This is a genomic window from Ferrovibrio sp. GW821-FHT12D07 (assembly GCF_058807275.1).
In genome coordinates this window covers 815,147-831,072 of record NZ_JBXAQN010000001.1, presented here as the reverse complement: position 1 = coordinate 831,072, position 15,926 = coordinate 815,147, and the positions used below count along the sequence as shown (strand labels likewise).

At 64.5% G+C, this 15,926-nt stretch carries 14 protein-coding genes; 3 read left to right on the top strand and 11 right to left on the bottom strand.

Annotated elements, in window-relative coordinates; translation table 11 throughout:
- Positions 1–114: 114 nt before the first annotated feature.
- From AC1RRE_RS04285 to mddA, 3 genes are all read right to left on the bottom strand, one after another.
- Entirely contained in the window at positions 115–483 is a 369-nt protein-coding gene (locus AC1RRE_RS04285; protein WP_492979851.1) for a hypothetical protein, read from the bottom strand.
- Between the two features lie 102 nt (positions 484–585).
- On the bottom strand, positions 586–1,431 hold the full coding sequence (locus AC1RRE_RS04280) for a class I SAM-dependent methyltransferase (protein ID WP_492979850.1): 846 nt from the start codon (positions 1,429–1,431) through the stop codon (positions 586–588).
- A 118-nt stretch (positions 1,432–1,549) separates the two neighbouring features.
- Positions 1,550–2,311, bottom strand: coding sequence for a methanethiol S-methyltransferase (gene mddA / locus AC1RRE_RS04275; protein ID WP_492979849.1), 762 nt, complete (start codon positions 2,309–2,311; stop codon positions 1,550–1,552).
- Positions 2,312–2,515: 204 nt separating this feature from the next.
- Here mddA and AC1RRE_RS04270 point away from each other — a divergent pair, with 204 nt between their 5' ends.
- The gene (locus AC1RRE_RS04270; RefSeq protein WP_492979848.1) at positions 2,516–4,495 is read left to right on the top strand and encodes a hypothetical protein; all 1,980 of its coding nucleotides are present in this window, start codon (positions 2,516–2,518) and stop codon (positions 4,493–4,495) included.
- Positions 4,496–4,564: 69 nt separating this feature from the next.
- Here AC1RRE_RS04270 and AC1RRE_RS04265 read toward each other — a convergent pair whose 3' ends face one another.
- A complete protein-coding gene (locus tag AC1RRE_RS04265) occupies positions 4,565–5,635 on the bottom strand; it encodes a tartrate dehydrogenase (RefSeq protein ID WP_492979847.1) in 1,071 nt (356 codons plus the stop codon).
- Positions 5,636–5,694: 59 nt separating this feature from the next.
- Positions 5,695–6,675 carry a tripartite tricarboxylate transporter substrate-binding protein gene (locus AC1RRE_RS04260; protein ID WP_492979846.1) on the bottom strand — a complete coding sequence of 327 codons (981 nt, stop codon included), beginning with the start codon at positions 6,673–6,675 and terminating at the stop codon, positions 5,695–5,697.
- A gap of 126 nt (positions 6,676–6,801) precedes the next feature.
- Between AC1RRE_RS04260 and AC1RRE_RS04255 the strand changes: the two genes are divergently transcribed.
- Entirely contained in the window at positions 6,802–7,707 is a 906-nt protein-coding gene (locus AC1RRE_RS04255; RefSeq protein WP_492979845.1) for a LysR family transcriptional regulator, read from the top strand.
- Positions 7,708–7,710: 3 nt separating this feature from the next.
- Here AC1RRE_RS04255 and AC1RRE_RS04250 read toward each other — a convergent pair whose 3' ends face one another.
- A complete protein-coding gene (locus AC1RRE_RS04250) occupies positions 7,711–8,163 on the bottom strand; it encodes a hypothetical protein (RefSeq protein WP_492979844.1) in 453 nt (150 codons plus the stop codon).
- 244 nt (positions 8,164–8,407) lie between these two features.
- On the opposite strand from AC1RRE_RS04250, the gene AC1RRE_RS04245 reads away from it, so the two are divergent.
- A complete protein-coding gene (locus AC1RRE_RS04245; protein ID WP_492979843.1) occupies positions 8,408–9,631 on the top strand; it encodes an aromatic ring-hydroxylating oxygenase subunit alpha in 1,224 nt (407 codons plus the stop codon).
- On the opposite strand, the gene AC1RRE_RS04240 is transcribed toward AC1RRE_RS04245, so the two are convergent.
- The 5 genes from AC1RRE_RS04240 to rpmI form a co-directional block, all read right to left on the bottom strand.
- Positions 9,628–11,307: a hypothetical protein gene (locus AC1RRE_RS04240; RefSeq protein WP_492979842.1), complete on the bottom strand. Its 1,680-nt coding sequence runs from the start codon at positions 11,305–11,307 to the stop codon at positions 9,628–9,630. The two genes, AC1RRE_RS04245 and AC1RRE_RS04240, sit on opposite strands and share 4 nt — an antisense overlap.
- Before the next feature lie 8 nt (positions 11,308–11,315).
- Positions 11,316–13,724, bottom strand: a complete 2,409-nt coding sequence (pheT, locus tag AC1RRE_RS04235; RefSeq protein ID WP_492979841.1) for a phenylalanine--tRNA ligase subunit beta — start codon at positions 13,722–13,724, stop codon at positions 11,316–11,318.
- Entirely contained in the window at positions 13,721–14,803 is a 1,083-nt protein-coding gene (gene pheS, locus AC1RRE_RS04230) for a phenylalanine--tRNA ligase subunit alpha (RefSeq protein WP_492979840.1), read from the bottom strand. Before pheS ends, pheT begins: the two co-directional genes overlap by 4 nt.
- A gap of 104 nt (positions 14,804–14,907) precedes the next feature.
- Complete coding sequence (gene rplT / locus AC1RRE_RS04225; protein ID WP_492979839.1) at positions 14,908–15,276, bottom strand: 50S ribosomal protein L20; 369 nt, start codon at positions 15,274–15,276, stop codon at positions 14,908–14,910.
- 18 nt (positions 15,277–15,294) lie between these two features.
- Positions 15,295–15,495, bottom strand: coding sequence for a 50S ribosomal protein L35 (gene rpmI / locus AC1RRE_RS04220; protein WP_144068321.1), 201 nt, complete (start codon positions 15,493–15,495; stop codon positions 15,295–15,297).
- Between the last annotated feature and the right edge of the window lie 431 nt (positions 15,496–15,926).

Below are 15,926 nucleotides of genomic sequence, written 5' to 3'. Positions count from 1 at the left end.
TATGGCGATTTCCCGCGTGCGGATGAGGAATGAATGAACCGCCAAAATCGGCCGTGGCGAAGCGAAGCCTGGCCGTGCCTGCCTGTTCAGACCGGCCTATTCAGACTGGCCTGTTCACAGCGGCTGCAGCCGGCCGCGCGCCAGATAGCGGGCCTGGCGAAGATCGAAGCCATATTCCCTGGCCCTGACGCTGGACATCTCCACGATGGTGACCGCCGGCGGTTCGTGTGCATTCTGGCGGTCATCCCAGGGCCACTGCAGCAGCAGGGCGCGCTGCAACCGGCCCCTGAAATGGATCGGCACCTCGGGCCGGAAGACGGCCCAGCGATTGCCGTCCTCGGCGATGCAGACGCCGTCCACCACACCCACGCTGGGCAGGCAGCGGGCGAAATCCTTGCCGCAATCGAGATAATCCAGACGCTGACGCATGTCTCCAATCACCGAAGGGATGATCACCTGCAGATAACTGGAAGAAACTGTCATGGTTCCATCATGCGGGCGGCCGCGACCCGAAGGGCCGCATGCGGAAAGAAAAGACGGCCGGGATCAGGGCCCGGCCGCCTCGCCTCCACCATCGCCTCATGCTCAGCGCTTGGTGATGATCGTTTCCAGATATTCCGACGGCACCACCATGCTGTGGTCGCCCGAGCGGTTGAATTTCGTGGCCACTGCCAGCAGGTCCTGTTCCAGCGCGGTCTGCGCCTGCGACTCCAGCGCGGCGAAGGCCTTCAGCGTCGGACCATAATAGGTGCGGAAGATGTGCAGCCAGTGCGCCGGCGAGCGATAGCGGAACGCGAACTGCCGCTTGACCATCTGCAGCGACGCAGCCTGCGGCTCGAACCATTCGGTCATGCGTTCCTGCGTGCCCCATTGCGGCGGCGGCCGGGTGCCGGCCGGCGGCGTGATGTAGGCGGCGAGCGTCTTGAAGACATGACCGATGAAGCCGTCGGGCGTCCAGTTGGCCAGGCCGATCTTGCCGCCGGGCATGCAGACCCGCAGCAGTTCCGCCGCGGCACGGTCATGATCGGCGGTGAACATCACGCCGAAGGTGGACACGACCGCGTCGAAGGTCGCCTCGGGAAACGGCAGCGCCTCGGCATCGGCGACCTGGAATGTGATATCGAGCCGTTCGGCGGCGGCGCGCTCGCGACCGCGATCCAGCAGGGCGGGCACATAATCGGTGGAGACCACCTTGGCAAAGCGGCGGGCGGCAGCCAGGCTGACATTGCCGTTGCCGGCCGCAACATCCAGCACCACCATCCCGGATCGCAGATCGAGCGATTCACACAGCTGTTCGCCGACGATCTGCAGCGTCGTGCCGATGATCGCATAGTCGCCAGACGACCAGGCGCCCTGCTGCCGCATTTTCACCGCCTGCAGATCGATCGTTTCCGCTGGATTGGCAAGGGTTCCCGTTCGTGATGCAAGCATATGCATTCTCCCTGTTGATGCTTCACTGTCTGAAAGAAGAACGGCCGGGGTCAGGGCCCGGCCGTTCCGGAAGCCGGCCCTCCCATGACGATCGGGAGCGCCGGTGCTTCGTCCGGTCTTACTTCGGCGCTTCCGGTGTCTGTGCCACGGCCTTGCCGCCCAGGCGCGGCAGGATCATGCCGACCTGCTTGCGATAGTTGCGATACTGGTCGCCGAAGGCGTCGATCAGATCGCGTTCCTCGAAGAAGATACCGATGAAGATGTAGCCTGTGGTGGCAATGGCGAAGAGCAGATGGCCCTGGCTCATCACCGGCGCCGACCAGAAGGCAATGATGAAGCCGAGATAGAGCGGATGACGCACCTGGCGGTACAGCCAGGGCAGGCGAAAGACATGACCGGGCATATCGCGGCGGAACAGACGCGCGATGACCTGCCGCAGACCGAACAGTTCGAAATGGTCGATCAGGAAGGTGCTGAGCAGCACCAGGCCGAAACCCAACCAGAAGGTGGCGTGCAGCACGACGGCGCCGATGGTGCTGTCGACCGTCCAGACCGGCGTGGGCATCGGCCGCCACTGCCAGAACAGCAGGATCAGGATCAGGCTGGCGAGCAGCACATACGTGCTGCGTTCGACCGACTTGGGCACGATCTTCGTCCAAGCCCGCTTGAAGCCGGGACGCGCCATCACACTGTGTTGAACGGCGAACAGGCCGAGCAGCAGGACGTTAATGACCAGCGCCTCGGCCAGCGACGAGGTCGTCGCCGAATCGATGGATTTGGGTACGCCCAGATTGCCGACGAAGGCGATGGCATACAAAAAGGTAACGAAGAAGATCAGGTAACTCACGAGACCGTACAGAAGCGCGACAAAACCGCCCATTTTTTCCTCACTCGGTGAAGCCAAGCGCGATCCCGCCAAGGGGACACGGGCACTGACTCTGCTGGGTTATTGAAAGCATTGGCGCTGGATGCCAAATGCACCATCCTCACTGACAGTGAGTCGTAGCGGCCGCCCGTAGTAACCAGCGTGGAAAGCGGCGTGGAAACTCCCATGAACAAGACAGCTCAAGCGGACGAATCACGAATGCAACTGCGCCTGCTGGGCGCGGTGACGGTGACCCGCGATGGCGTCGCGGTTCCGCTGCCGGCCTCGCGCAAGGTCCGCGCCCTGCTCGCCTATCTGGCGGTCGCGCCGCAGGCGACAGCCCGCAGCCAGCTCTGCGACCTGCTGTGGGACGGCCCGAACGATCCGCGCGGCGAGCTGCGCTGGTGCCTGAGCAAAATCCGCAGCGTGATCGACCACGCGCCGGACCAGCGCGGCCGCAGTCGCATCGAAACGCACGACGATAGCGTGCGGCTCGACCTGACCGGCTGCGTGGTCGATGCGACCGATATCGCCGAGGCGATCCAGGGCGGCCTGAAAACCCTGCCGACCGACCGGCTGCGCCTGCTGGCCGGATTGTTCACAGGCGACTTCCTCGCCGGGCTGGAGGCCGACAACAGCCCGACCTTCAACAGCTGGATGATGGCGCAGCGCCGCCGCTTCCGCGGCTATCACGCCGCCCTGCTGGAAGAACTGGTCAAACGTCTGCCCGATGAAGAGGCCTTCATCCCGCTTGAACAGTGGCGGCAGCTTGCCCCGTTCGATCGGCGCGTCCATGACCTTCTGCTGCGGGCGCTGGCACGGCAGGGCCGCATCCGCGAAGGCGACGAGCATGTCGCAGCCACCACCAGGCTGTTCGAGACCGAGGATATGGACGACCGGCCGATCCGCGAGCTGTGGCAGACCATCCGGACGCCGACGACGACACCACAGGCGCAAGCAGCCGCCGCCGCTCCGGATATGCTCGATAGTGCCACCGAGAGTCCTGCCGGACCGGCGCGGCGGGCCTCCATCGCGGTGATGCCGTTTCTCGACCGCAATGCCGCCGTCACGCTGCCGGGCGGTCCGGCCGATGGCCTGACCACCGACATCGTCATCCGTCTGGCCAAGCTGCGCAACCTGCTGGTGATCTCGCAGGGCACGACCTTTGCGCTGCGCGATCGCTGGGTGGCGCCCGAAGAAGCCGGGCGGATGCTGAATGTCGACTATCTGGTCAGCGGCTCGCTGCAGCGGCGGGGCAACCGCATCACCATCACGGTGGAACTGGCCGACACGCGCACGGCGCGGATCATCTGGGCCGAGGCCTTCGAGCGCAAGACCGACGATGCGCTGCTGATCTTCGACGAGATCGGCAACCATATCGTTGGCTCGATCATCCGCGAAGTGGAGGCCGTGGAACGCAATCGCGCGATCCTGAAGGCGCCGAATTCACTGGATGCCTGGGAGGCCTATCACCGCGGCATGTGGCATTTCTATCGCTTCAGCCGCGACGACAACCAGGCCGCCCAGCATCTGTTCCAGCGCGCCTTGCGGCTTGATCCCACGTTCTCGCGCGCCTATGCGGGCCTGTCCTGCACCCATTACCAGAACGCCTTCCAGGGCTGGGCCGACCGCGCCAGCGAAACCGATCGCGCCTATGCCGCCGCCGGCCAAGGCCTGCTGGCCGACGACCACGATCCGGCCTGTCACGAGGTGATGGGGCGGGCGCTGTGGCTGCGCGGACAGCATGATCAGGCGCAGCGCGAGATGGAAACCTCCATCGAGCTGAGCCCGAATTTCGTGCTCGGGCATTACACGCTGTCTTTCTTCCACTGCCTGATCGGTGATCCCGAGGCGGCCATTGCGGCATCCGATCATTCGCGCCAGATCAGCCCCTTCGATCCGCTGCTCTTCGCCATGCTGGCCAGCCGCGCCATCGCGCTGCTGCGGTTGAAGCGCTTTGACGAGGGCGTCGAGTTCGCGGTGCAGGCCGCGGCGCGCCCCAATGCCCATGCCCATGTGCGGGCGCTGGCCGCTTATGCCCTGGCGCTGGCTGGCCGCGTGCAGGACGCGCGGACAGCGATGCTGCAGGCGCGCAGCATCTGGCCCGGCTATCAGGTAGAGAATTTCCTCTCCGCCATGCGCCTCACGCCCGAAGGCATGGCGATGGTGCGCGGCGTGGCACCGCTGGTCGATGCCTGAAACGGGGCCTGAAACGAAAACGGCCGGGCGTGAACTGCCCGGCCGCTCGGTATTCGATACAGGAAAGACTCAGCCCTTGGCGACGGCCTCGGCAATCGCCTTGCCGACATCCTTCGTGTTGGCCTGACCGCCCATGTCGGGCGTGCGCGGCCCGGCTTCCAGCACATCCTCGATGGCCTTGAGCACGGCGGCACCGGCTTCCTTGTGGCCCAGATGCTCCAGCATCATGGCGCCGCACCAGATCTGGCCGACCGGATTGGCGATGCCCTTGCCCGCGATATCGGGCGCCGAGCCATGCACCGGCTCGAACAGCGAGGGGAACTTGCGCTCCGGATTGAGGTTGGCCGAAGGCGCGATGCCGATGGTGCCGGTACAGGCCGGACCCAGGTCAGAGAGGATGTCGCCGAACAGGTTGGAACCGACCACGACATCAAACCAGTCGGGATGCTGCACGAAATGCGCGGTGAGAATGTCGATGTGATACTGGTCGACCTTCACGCCGGGATAACCCTTCTTCATCTCGGCCACGCGCTCGTCCCAGTAGGGCATGGTGATCGAGATGCCGTTCGACTTGGTGGCCGAGGTGAGATGCTTTTTCGGCCGGCTCTGCGCGAGTTCAAACGCGAACTTGAGAATGCGGTCCGTGCCGATGCGGCTGAGGATGGTTTCCTGAACGACGAATTCGCGCTCGGTGCCATGGAACATGCGGCCGCCGATTGAGGAATACTCGCCCTCGGTATTCTCGCGCACCACGTAGAAGTCGATGTCGCCGACCTTGCGATTGGCCAGCGGCGAGGGAATGCCCGGCATCAGGCGAACCGGACGCAGGTTCACATACTGGTCGAATTCGCGGCGCCACTGGATCAGCGAGCCCCAGAGCGAGATGTGATCCGGCACTTTCTCGGGCCAGCCCACCGCACCGAAGAAGATCGCGTCATGCTTGCCGATCTTCTCCTTCCAGTCGTCCGGCATCATCTTGCCGTGCTTCATGTAGTGGTCGACGCTCCAGTCGAAGCTGTCGAAATTAAAGTCGATGCTGAACTTGCGCGACACTTCGTCGAGCACCCGCAGGCCCTCGGGCACCACTTCCTTGCCGATGCCGTCGCCGGGGATAACCGCAATCCTGTGTTTCTTGGCCATACTCACGCGTCCTTTTTTGTCACTGTAGAATACTGGGGAGGCTTAAACGTTTTTCTCACTCAGTCGGCGTACTGCCCGGCGGCATTGATCAGCGGTGCCCATTTGGCGATTTCCGCATTCAGATGCTGCGACAGCGCGGCCGGGGTGGCGCGCGCATCCGAGGCCACCGTGGTGTTGATATCGGCAAAGCGCTTGACGATTTCGGCATCCTTCAGCAGGCCACGCGACGCGGCGGCCAGCTTCTGCACGATGGCATCGGGCGTACCCTTCGGCGCGTAGAGGGCGTGCCAGACATTGACCTCGAAGCCCTTCAGGCCGGCCTCGTCGGCGGTCGGCAGGTCGGGCAGGTCGGGCAGGCGCTCCTTGGTGGTGATGGCATAGGCCTTCACCTTCTTGGCCTTGATCTGACCCGTCGTGTTGGTGGCCTGGTCGCAGGTCATGTCGAGCTGCTTGCCCAGGATGTCCTGCATGATCGGGGCATTGCCGCGATAACCGACCGTGTTGAGCTGCACGCCCATGGCCGACATCATCAGCATGCCGCACAGATGCGAGGCGGCACCGATGCCGGCATTGCCGTAGGAAACCTTCTCCTTCTGCTCGCCAAGATACTTGATCAGCTCCGGCAGCGTGTTCGGCGGGAAGTCTTCGCGCGCGATGATGGTCATCGCGGAATCGGTCAGCAGCGCGATGGGCGCGAAGGCCGTCTTGGTGTCATAGGGCAGCTTGCGGTACAGCGTGGCGGCCGTGGAGATGCCGACATGGTGCACCAGCAGGGTATGGCCGTCCGGCTCTGCCGTGGCGACGCGGTTGGCGCCGATGGTGCCGCCGGCGCCGGTGGCATTCTCGACCACCACGGTGTGGTTGTTGAGCTGGCGCGACAGGCCCAGCGCGGTCAGGCGCGCCACCGTGTCGGTCGGACCGCCGGCGGCATAGGGCACGACGACGGTGATCGGCTTGGTCGGCCAGTTCTGCGCTGCAGCATGACCGGCCACACCAGAAACGAGCATAGCGGCGGCGGCCGCAAAAGCGATTGAACGCATGGTTTCCTCCTGAATTTCTTTTTAATCTTATGGGGAAACGACCCTACAGCGGCGGGCGGAGTCTATGCCAATGCCGGTGCGGCCTCGTTTCATGTCGAGTATGCATAACGCAGGTGCCGAAATCCCATGGAAATTGCGTGGCTGGAAGATTTCGTGGCCCTGGCCGAGCAGATGAACTTTTCGCGAGCGGCGACGGCGCGCCATGTCACCCAGCCGGCCTTCAGCCGCCGCATTTCGGCGCTGGAGCGCTGGGTCGGCACGCCGCTGTTCGACCGTGACACCCATCGCATCAGCCTGACGGCGGCCGGCGAGGACTTTCGCCCGGTGGCGGAAGAGACGCTGCGCCGCCTGCTGCAGGGCCGGCAGGAGGCGCTGGAAGCCGCCAATGCCGCCTCCTCGCTGAAATTCGCCGCCACCAGCGCGCTGGCGCTGACTTTCTTCCCCGACTGGCTGCGCCGACTGGGCCCCGCCGTCTCGCCGGCTGCGATCCGCCTGGTGGCCGACAGCATGCAGGGCTGCGAACGCATCATGCTGCAGGGCCGCGCGCAGTTCCTGCTCTGCCACCATCATCCGGCCGCCGCAACGCGGCTCAATCCAAACGACTTCCAGTCGATCCCGCTGGGCCAGGATGTGATGGTGCCGGTCAGCATCCATGACGACGCCACCGGCGCGCCGCGGTATGCCCTGCCCGGCACGGCCGACGCGCCTTTGCCGCATCTGGCTTTCAGCGAAGAATCCGGCATGGGGCGGATCGTGGCGGCGAGCTGGGCGCAGAACGGCTGCGCCGCGCATCTCAAACCTGTCTTCAGTTCGCATGTCGCCGTGGTGCTGAAAACGCTGGCCGTCGACGGGCGCGGCATCGCCTGGTCGCCGCTGTCGCTGCTGGCCGAGGACCTTGGCCCCGACGGCAAACTGGTGCGCGCCGGCGATGAGAGCTGGGACATCCCAATGGAAATCCGGCTTTACCGCCCCAAGGCGCGGCTGAATGCCCGGGCCGAGGAATTCTGGGCGCAGTTAGGCGAGACGGCTTAACTCTCAGTATTCGCAGGTTGCCAATTTCCGCACGCTGAATGACGTCAAACGCTCACCAAAAGTGGCTTTCAGCCCAGTTTCAAAATCCGAGATATCCGCACGGGCCACCCGGTCGAAGCTATCTGGCCAGGAAGAGAATACGATCTCGATAACCTTTGCAGGCGGACGCACCAGAACTGTGGCGAGAAAGTCACGCGGAGCCTCCTGAGATTGATAGCCAACCCGATACAGGAATGGATCATCCTCCCCGGGAGCACGACAGGCATTGAAGGATAAAGGGCGCCCGCTGAATTTCATGGCCTGAAATACCCGGTCAATCTCACCCATATCCCTTTGGATCGCAGGGCCTTCCGATTGCGGCAGCGTAACACGCCACATCTTCACTGTTTCCAGCGGCGTGCAACTTCCCACGAGCAGACCGGCAAACAGAGCGAGGATGATTCTGATCGGCATCATGCTGCCATGTTAGCAGATGCGAAAACGCCCATGATAAGAGAAAAGCCGTCACCCTCGGGTTTATTCCGAGGGTCCATCCCGTCGTTCCGAAGTTCGGCCAGTTGGATGGATCCTAGGGACAAGCCCTAGGGTGACGCCTCATTAAAGAGTGTTGACGTAACGACAACCTATATACCCTTGCATTTCGTCCCGTCTGTGCTTCCCTGACATCAACCAGAAACGTCACGGGAGTGAAAACGTCGGGATGGACTACGCCCCGCATCTCGCACAGTTCCGCCGCCTGCTGGCCATGGTGAACGAACCCAGCATCGCCTGCACCGATGGCCTGCCCGAACGCCCCTTCCATATCACGCCCGAGGTCTATGCCGGGCATGAGCGGTATGCGCGCGAGATCAGCCATGTGTTCCGCAAGGCGCCGCTGGTGCTGGGCCATGAGGCGATGCTGCCCAAGGCCGGCGACACCCTGACGCTGGACATCATCGGCCAGCCGCTGCTGCTGGCGCGCGGCCGCGACATGCAGATCCGCGGCTTCCTCAATGTCTGCCGCCATCGCGGCACGCGCCTTTGCAATAATACCGCGGGTAGCAACGGAACGGCTGATGTTCAGAAGCGCAGCCAGTTCACCTGCCCCTATCATAACTGGGTCTACGATCTCGATGGCCGGCTGAAGCATGTGCCGCTCGAGGAGGGCTTCCCCGGTCTCGACAAATCGCAATACGGGCTGACGCCGATCCAGGTCGGCGTGCGCGAAGGCGTGATCTTCGGCCTGGTCGATCCGGATGCGCCGCCGATGGCGCTCGATCCCTTCCTCGCCGGCGTGGAGCAGGACCTGGCCGTGCACGGCTTTGGCGGCATGCAGGCCTTCGCCCGCGCGGTGACGGTGCGCAAGTGCAACTGGAAACTGGTGATGGATGCCTTCCTGGAGGCCTATCACGTGGTACGGCTGCACAAGAACACGCTGGCCGGCTTCTTCCGCGACAATGCCGCCGTGGTCGATCGCATCGGGCCGCATCTGCGCACGCTTCTTCCCCGTACCGAATTCGAGGAAGTGCCGGGACTGCCGGAAAGCGCCTGGGACGGCCGGCGGCACTCGACCTTTGCCTACATGCTCTATCCGAATACCATTCTGGTGCTCAGCCCCGATTACACCAGCCTGCTGAGCATGTATCCCAGCGCGCCCGACGAGGTGATGTTCAGCCATGTGATGCTGACGCCGCATGCGCCGCGCGACGAGAAGGAACGCGACCACTGGCAGCGCAGCTTCGACCTGATCGAGGGCGGCGTGTTCCAGTCGGAAGACCTGTATATCTCGGAGCAGGCGCAGATCGGCATGCAGTCAGGCGCCAACAAGACCATGCTCTACGGCAAGCTGGAAATCGGCATCCGCGCCCTGCATGAGGAACTCGACCGCTGGACCGGCCTGACCAGCGTCACCGAGATTGGCGTGACGGAAGTCGAAGGCGCCTAAACCTTCTCCCAGACCGCGTGTTCGGTGACGAGATAGTCGACACGGCCCTCGCGCAGCAGCCGTAATGCGCCACCGGGATCGTCCAGCATGGATTCCGCACCGATCTGCATGGGCAGCCCGAGCAGCGCCGGCAACCAGGACAGCTGCTTGTAGGCGACCAGCAGATCATGCAGCAGCGGCTGCGCCTCAGAGTCGATGGCCTGGGCCTGCAGCCGCAGGCCAGACCCCAGCGCGCCCTGCAGTTGCGGCCGCCAGCGTTCGGCCAGCAGCTGCGCCACGGCCGGATCGCGGCCGGCCATGTCGGGCAGCAGATCGGGCAAGGCATCGGGCAGCGCCAGCAACACGGGCGCCATGAAGGCCGGCCGGTCGAGCCGCGTATTCGCGGCGGCAACGGCGCCGGGCACCGCGCCGCCGAGCAGGATCGTGCGAGACGCCCCGCCGGTAGCGCCGATGCCGCGCCGGCCATAGCAGGCGACGCTTTTGCCGGCATGCAGCAGCGCCGCGGCAGCCCGCACCGGCTCGCGGCTGACCAGACGGCAGCCGCCATTGGCCAGCACCGGATCGATATCGGCGACATAGTCGCGGCCCCAGGGCGCCTCCTGCAGCGGCCGGCGCAGATTGAGCCAGCTTTCCAGACCGTCGCGCTGCAGCAGCACATCGAGCGCACCGCCCAGCGGCAGCGCTGAATCGTCGGGCGGCGCATGCGCCGTGATGGTGATATCGGCAGGCAGTTGCACCTGCAGCGCATGCAGCAGGCGCGGATCAGAAAACAGGCTGCCGCCCAGTGCGATATTCTTCAGCTCATGCCGCTGCAGCAGCCGGGTGATCGCCATGGCGAAGATATCGGCCAGCAGCTTGAACAGGGACGCGGCGACCAGTGCCGGCGGCTGGCCCTCGATCAGGCGGCGGAACCAGCGGTCGACCCCGCCATCGGCGGCGAAGTCGGCAAGGATATGGCCATCGGCATCGACCCGCACATGGGCATGCAGCGCCTGGGCGAAAACCGGCTCACCCTGCATGGCCAGCGCGAACAGCGCGGCCGCATCGGGCAGATCGAGCCCGGCAACAGCGAGATCGACCAGATGGCCGAGCGAGGCTGCACCACGCGCCGCATCGGCCTCGTCGGCGTAATAGCTGGCCAGCCGGCCGTATTTCAGGACCTGGGCGGCATAGGCGATGCCGTCGGCGCCGCTGTCGGCGGTGAAGACAAGACCGTCGCGCCAGGTGGCGGTGCTTAAACCGAGCAGCGCATGCGCCGTATGGTGGCGATAGAGATGCACCGGGATATGGCGGTTGAGCCCCAGCCCGCCGGCCAGCATGCCGAGATCGAGCAGGCTTTCCGGCGTCACATTGCGGCTCCGGACCTGATCATTCAGGTTGATCGGCGTATCACGGCCGAGCAGATGACTGAGCGAACGGGTGACGCGGCGCGGCAGCGACAGGCTGCGGTAATAGCGACCGGGAAAGACGCCGCGCGACAACGCCAGCGCACCGATGGCGTCGGGCCGCACGCCTGTAATGTCGAGGCATTCGCCGACGGCTTCCACAGGCAACCGCCCGCCATCGCGCGCCACGCCGCTGATGCGGGACAGCGGCACGGCGGCCAGCAGGTCATAACCATCAAAGAGCGCGGCGCCGGCGTCAGACCAACCGGAATGAACGCCGAGCACCAGCATGGCGAGACTTACGCGCGCAGAACGGCGCCGCAGGCCTTTTCGGCTGCAGCGACGATCTTCTTGCCCACCGCCTCGATCTCGGCGTCAGTCAGCGTCTGCGCCTGCGGTTCCAGCCGCACGCTGATCGCCAGCGACTTCTTGCCCTCAGGGATGCCCTGACCGGCAAAGATGTCGAAGACCGACACGCGGGTGATCAGCGCCTTGTCGGAACCGCGCACGGCTTTCAGCAGCGTGTCGGCCGGCGTGGCGGCATCGACGATGAAGGCGAAGTCGCGTTCCACCGCCTGCAGCTCCGACAGCTTCAAGGCCGGCTTGGTGCGGACGCCGGGCTTGGCGCGGCTGGCCGGAATGCGGTCGAGATAGACCTCGAAACCCACGAGAGGCCCCTTCACATCGAGGGCATTCAGCACGCGCGGGTGCAGTTCGCCGAACGCGGCGAGAATGGTTTTCGGACCAAGGCGCAGGGTGCCCGACCGGCCCGGATGATACCAGTCGGGTGCACCATCCATGACCATCAGCGGCGCAGTGTCCACGCCGGCCGCCGACAGCGCGGCCAGCGCATCGGCCTTGGCATCATAGGCATCGACGCTGCGCGGACGCTCGCGCCAGTGCCGCGCGCCGGTGGCGCCGCGACGGATGCCGGCGGCAACCATGGCCTGACCATCCATGTCGACGCTGGCATATTGCGGCCCGACCTCGAACAGCATCACATCGGCCGTGCCGCGATCCATGTTGCGCTTGGTGGCGGCCATCAGACCCGGCAGGATCGAGGGCCGCATGGCATCCATGTCGGCGCTGATCGGATTGACCAGCAGCAGGCTGTCCTGCCCGCCGCCAAAGACTTCGGCTTCGGCCTTGCGGATGAAGGAATAGGTGACGGCCTCGACCAGGCCGCGCGCAGCCAGGGCGCGCTTGGCCTGACGTACGCGACGCTGCGATGCCGACACCGCCGGCTGCGGCACGGCGCGCAGCGGCGGCAGCGGTTCTGCAGGGATCGCATCGAAACCGTGAAGACGCGCGATTTCCTCGACCAGATCGGCTTCGCCATCGATGTCGGGGCGCCAGGAGGGCACAGAGACCGACAGGACGTCGCTGGTCTTGGTCACACCGAAGCCAAGTGATTCCAGAATCTGGGTCTGCACGGCCACCGGCAGGTCGAAACCGACCAGGCCCAGCAGGCGCGTGGGCCGCAGCGTGACAGTCTTCTTCCAGTCGGGCTCCGTGCCCGCCTGCACGACCTCGGACGGCTCGCCGCCGCAGAGTTCGAGAATCATCTGCGTCGCCACCTCGATGCCCGGCCGCACAAAGGCCGGATCGACGGTGCGCTCGAAGCGATGGCGCGCATCGGAATGAATGCCGAGCTTGCGCCCGGTAGTGGCGGTGCGCACCGGATCGAACCAGGCGGATTCCACGAAGACCTCGGTGGTCTCAAACGAGCAGCCGGAATGCTCGCCACCCATCACGCCGCCCAGACCCTCGGGGCCCGCATCGTCGGCGATGACGGTGATCGTCTCATCCAGCGCGTATTCCTTGCCATCCAGCGCCAGCAGCTTCTCACCGCTTTTTGCCAGACGTGCCGTGATGTTGCCGGTGACCTTGGCCGCATCGAAGACATGCAGCGGACGGCCGAGATCGTAGGTGAAGAAGTTGGTGATATCGACCAGGGCCGAGATCGGACGCAGGCCGATGGCCTTGAGGCGCTGCTGCAGCCAGGCCGGCGAGGGGCCGTTCTTCACCTTGCGGATATGGCGGCCAACGAAAATCGGGCAGGCCTTTTCGGCACCGGCCGGGAAATTCAAGCTCACACCGATCGGGCTTTTGTAGGCGCCGGGGATCGCCGGCACGGTCAGCGGCTTGAGCGTGCCGAGGCCGGCAGCGGCCAGATCGCGCGCGATGCCGCGGATGCCGAGGCAGTCGCCGCGATTGGGCGTCAGCTTGATTTCGATCACCGGATCATCAAGGCCGAAGACCTTGGCCATCGGCGCGCCGAGCGGCGTGTCGAGCGGCAAGTCGATGATGCCCGTGTGTTCGTCGGTCAGGCCCATCTCGCGTTCGGAGCAGAGCATGCCGTTCGAGGCCACGCCGCGAATGTTCGCGGCTTTCAAGAAAAGCTGCGTGCCGGGCACGGTCGAACCGACCGGCGCGAAGATGCCCTTCATGCCGGCGCGCGCATTCGGCGCACCGCAAACGACCTGGAAGGTTTCGGTGCCGTTGAAGACTTCGCAGACCCGCAGCTTGTCGGCATTGGGATGCTGCTCGGCCTTTTTCACTTCGGCCACGATGAAGGGCGCGAAGATGGCGGCGCGATCCTCGATGCCTTCGACTTCCAGGCCGATGCTGGTCAGCTTGGCGGAAATCTGGTCGAGCGGAGCGTCGGTCTCGAGATGCGTTTTAAGCCAGGCGAGCGTGAACTTCATCGTGCGACCCCCTGGCCCAGCGTGGGCAGGTCGAGCGGCACGAAGCCGTAATGCTTGAGCCAGCGCAGATCGGCGTCGAAGAAACCGCGCAGATCGGGGATGCCGTATTTCAGCATGGCGATGCGGTCGATGCCCATGCCGAAGGCAAAGCCCTGCCATTCATTGGGATCGAGGCCGCAATGCTGCAGCACCTTCGGGTTGACCATGCCGGAGCCGAGAATTTCCAGCCAGTCGTCGCCCTCGCCCACGCGCAGCACGCCGCCCTCACGCGAGCAGTTGATGTCGACTTCGGCCGACGGCTCGGTGAAGGGGAAATAGCTGGGGCGGAAGCGCATCTTGACCTTGTCGGTCTCGAAGAAGGCCTTGCAGAATTCGGTCAGCACGCCCTTGAGGTGGCCCATATGGGTGGCGCGGTCGATCACCAGACCTTCCACCTGATGGAACATCGGCGTGTGGGTCATGTCGTAGTCGCTGCGATAGGTGCGGCCCGGCACGATGATGCGATAGGGCGGCGGGCCGCCCTGCATGGTGCGCACCTGCACCGGAGAGGTATGCGTGCGCAGCACCATCTGCTCGCCGTCCTGGCGCTGCGGCAGATAGAAGGTGTCCTGCATCTGACGCGCCGGATGTTCGGCCGGCATGTTCAGCGCGGTGAAATTGTGGAAGTCGTCCTCGATATCCGGGCCTTCGGCGATGCTGAAGCCCATCGCGGCGAAAATCTCGGTGATCTCGTCGATCACCTGGCTGACCGGATGGATGCGGCCCGTCTGCTCGGCGCTGTCGCCCACCGGCAGCGTCATGTCGAGCGTTTCGGCTTTCAGCCGCACATTGATCGCCGCATCGGCCAGCGCGGATTTACGCGCTTCAATCGCCGTGGTGAGACGATCCTTTACTTCATTCAGGGTCTGCGCGCGCGCCTTGCGGTCATCGGGCGCCAGCGTGCCGAGCTCTTTCAGCGCGGCCGACAGCCAGCCCTTCTTGCCCAGCACGGCGAGGCGGGCGTCTTCGAGCGCATCCAGGTTTTGCGCGGCGGTGACGGCGCTTTCGGTTTCAGCAGCCAGTCGGGCGATCTCGGTCATCGTTCCTCAGGTCTATTCTTATGAAGCAGACAAAACAAAGGGGGCCGTGGTGACGGCCCCCTTCGCAAACGGTTCGCTTTGAATAACTGGCGAGTGCGGGCCGATCAGGCCGCCGTAGCAGGCAGGGCCGCTTTGGCCTGCGCCACCAGGGCGTTGAAGGACTCGGGCTCGTGGACGGCGAGATCAGCCAGAACCTTGCGGTCGATCTCGATGCCGGCGAGCGCGAGGCCGTTGATAAATCGGCCGTAGGTCAGGCCCTGCTCACGGGCAGCGGCATTGATGCGCTGGATCCAGAGCGAGCGGAAGTTGCGCTTCTTGGCGCGACGGTCGCGGAACGCATACTGCAGTCCCTTTTCGACCTTCTCGATCGCGACGCGGAAGACGGTGGAATTGCGACCCCGATAGCCTTTGGCAGCCTTCAGGACCTTCTTGTGGCGGGCATGGGCGGTAACGCCCCGCTTAACACGTGCCATGTCAGTATCTCCTCAGACTCAGGCGTTGGGCAGGTAGTTCTTGATGATCTTGCGCGCATCACCCTCGAACACCACGGCGGTGCCGCGATGATTCCGGATCTGCTTGTTGGTGCGCTTGATCATGCCGTGACGCTTGCCCGCATGGGCCCGCTTCACCTTACCCGTAGCCGTGAGCTTGAAGCGCTTCTTGGCCGAGCTCTTGGTCTTCAACTTGGGCATTTCAAAACCTCCGATAGGTATGGAGTGATCTTTCAAGGCGAACTCGGCAGCCCTTCAGCCGGAACGCCCGATACGAGGGGCGGTTTGTAGCGACCCGGCCGCCCCTTGGCAAGCCGCTTTGGCCGGCTTTTACCAAGCTTTTCAGGGCTTCGGAGGCTCCCGGCCGCCCTGTTGCCCGGCCGCCACGGCGCCAGGGGTCGAGTCCGGCCTGAGTCTGGCCTGAAAGGCCTTCCGCAATCCCCTTTTGCCCCTGGTTACGGGGGCCGCGAGTCGCCCGGATCACCCTTTTGGATACCCGTTGAGCGGGAAGAATCCCCCACAGTGATCGTCCTGACTGCTTATCCCCGCCAATTGTGCAAAACAGCCATGATCATCTTGAATATCCAAGAAGTTTTACCCATATCAGCAAACATCAGAACCCCAGGAAAACC

Coding starts and splice junctions, on each gene's coding strand:
- AC1RRE_RS04285 (WP_492979851.1), bottom strand. CDS start 483: ATGACAGTTTCTTCCAGTTATCTGCAGGTGATCATCCCTTCGGTGATT.
- AC1RRE_RS04280 (WP_492979850.1), bottom strand. CDS start 1,431: ATGCTTGCATCACGAACGGGAACCCTTGCCAATCCAGCGGAAACGATC.
- mddA (WP_492979849.1), bottom strand. CDS start 2,311: ATGGGCGGTTTTGTCGCGCTTCTGTACGGTCTCGTGAGTTACCTGATC.
- AC1RRE_RS04270 (WP_492979848.1), top strand. CDS start 2,516: ATGCAACTGCGCCTGCTGGGCGCGGTGACGGTGACCCGCGATGGCGTC.
- AC1RRE_RS04265 (WP_492979847.1), bottom strand. CDS start 5,635: ATGGCCAAGAAACACAGGATTGCGGTTATCCCCGGCGACGGCATCGGC.
- AC1RRE_RS04260 (WP_492979846.1), bottom strand. CDS start 6,675: ATGCGTTCAATCGCTTTTGCGGCCGCCGCCGCTATGCTCGTTTCTGGT.
- AC1RRE_RS04255 (WP_492979845.1), top strand. CDS start 6,802: ATGGAAATTGCGTGGCTGGAAGATTTCGTGGCCCTGGCCGAGCAGATG.
- AC1RRE_RS04250 (WP_492979844.1), bottom strand. CDS start 8,163: ATGATGCCGATCAGAATCATCCTCGCTCTGTTTGCCGGTCTGCTCGTG.
- AC1RRE_RS04245 (WP_492979843.1), top strand. CDS start 8,408: ATGGACTACGCCCCGCATCTCGCACAGTTCCGCCGCCTGCTGGCCATG.
- AC1RRE_RS04240 (WP_492979842.1), bottom strand. CDS start 11,307: ATGCTGGTGCTCGGCGTTCATTCCGGTTGGTCTGACGCCGGCGCCGCG.
- pheT (WP_492979841.1), bottom strand. CDS start 13,724: ATGAAGTTCACGCTCGCCTGGCTTAAAACGCATCTCGAGACCGACGCT.
- pheS (WP_492979840.1), bottom strand. CDS start 14,803: ATGACCGAGATCGCCCGACTGGCTGCTGAAACCGAAAGCGCCGTCACC.
- rplT (WP_492979839.1), bottom strand. CDS start 15,276: ATGGCACGTGTTAAGCGGGGCGTTACCGCCCATGCCCGCCACAAGAAG.
- rpmI (WP_144068321.1), bottom strand. CDS start 15,495: ATGCCCAAGTTGAAGACCAAGAGCTCGGCCAAGAAGCGCTTCAAGCTC.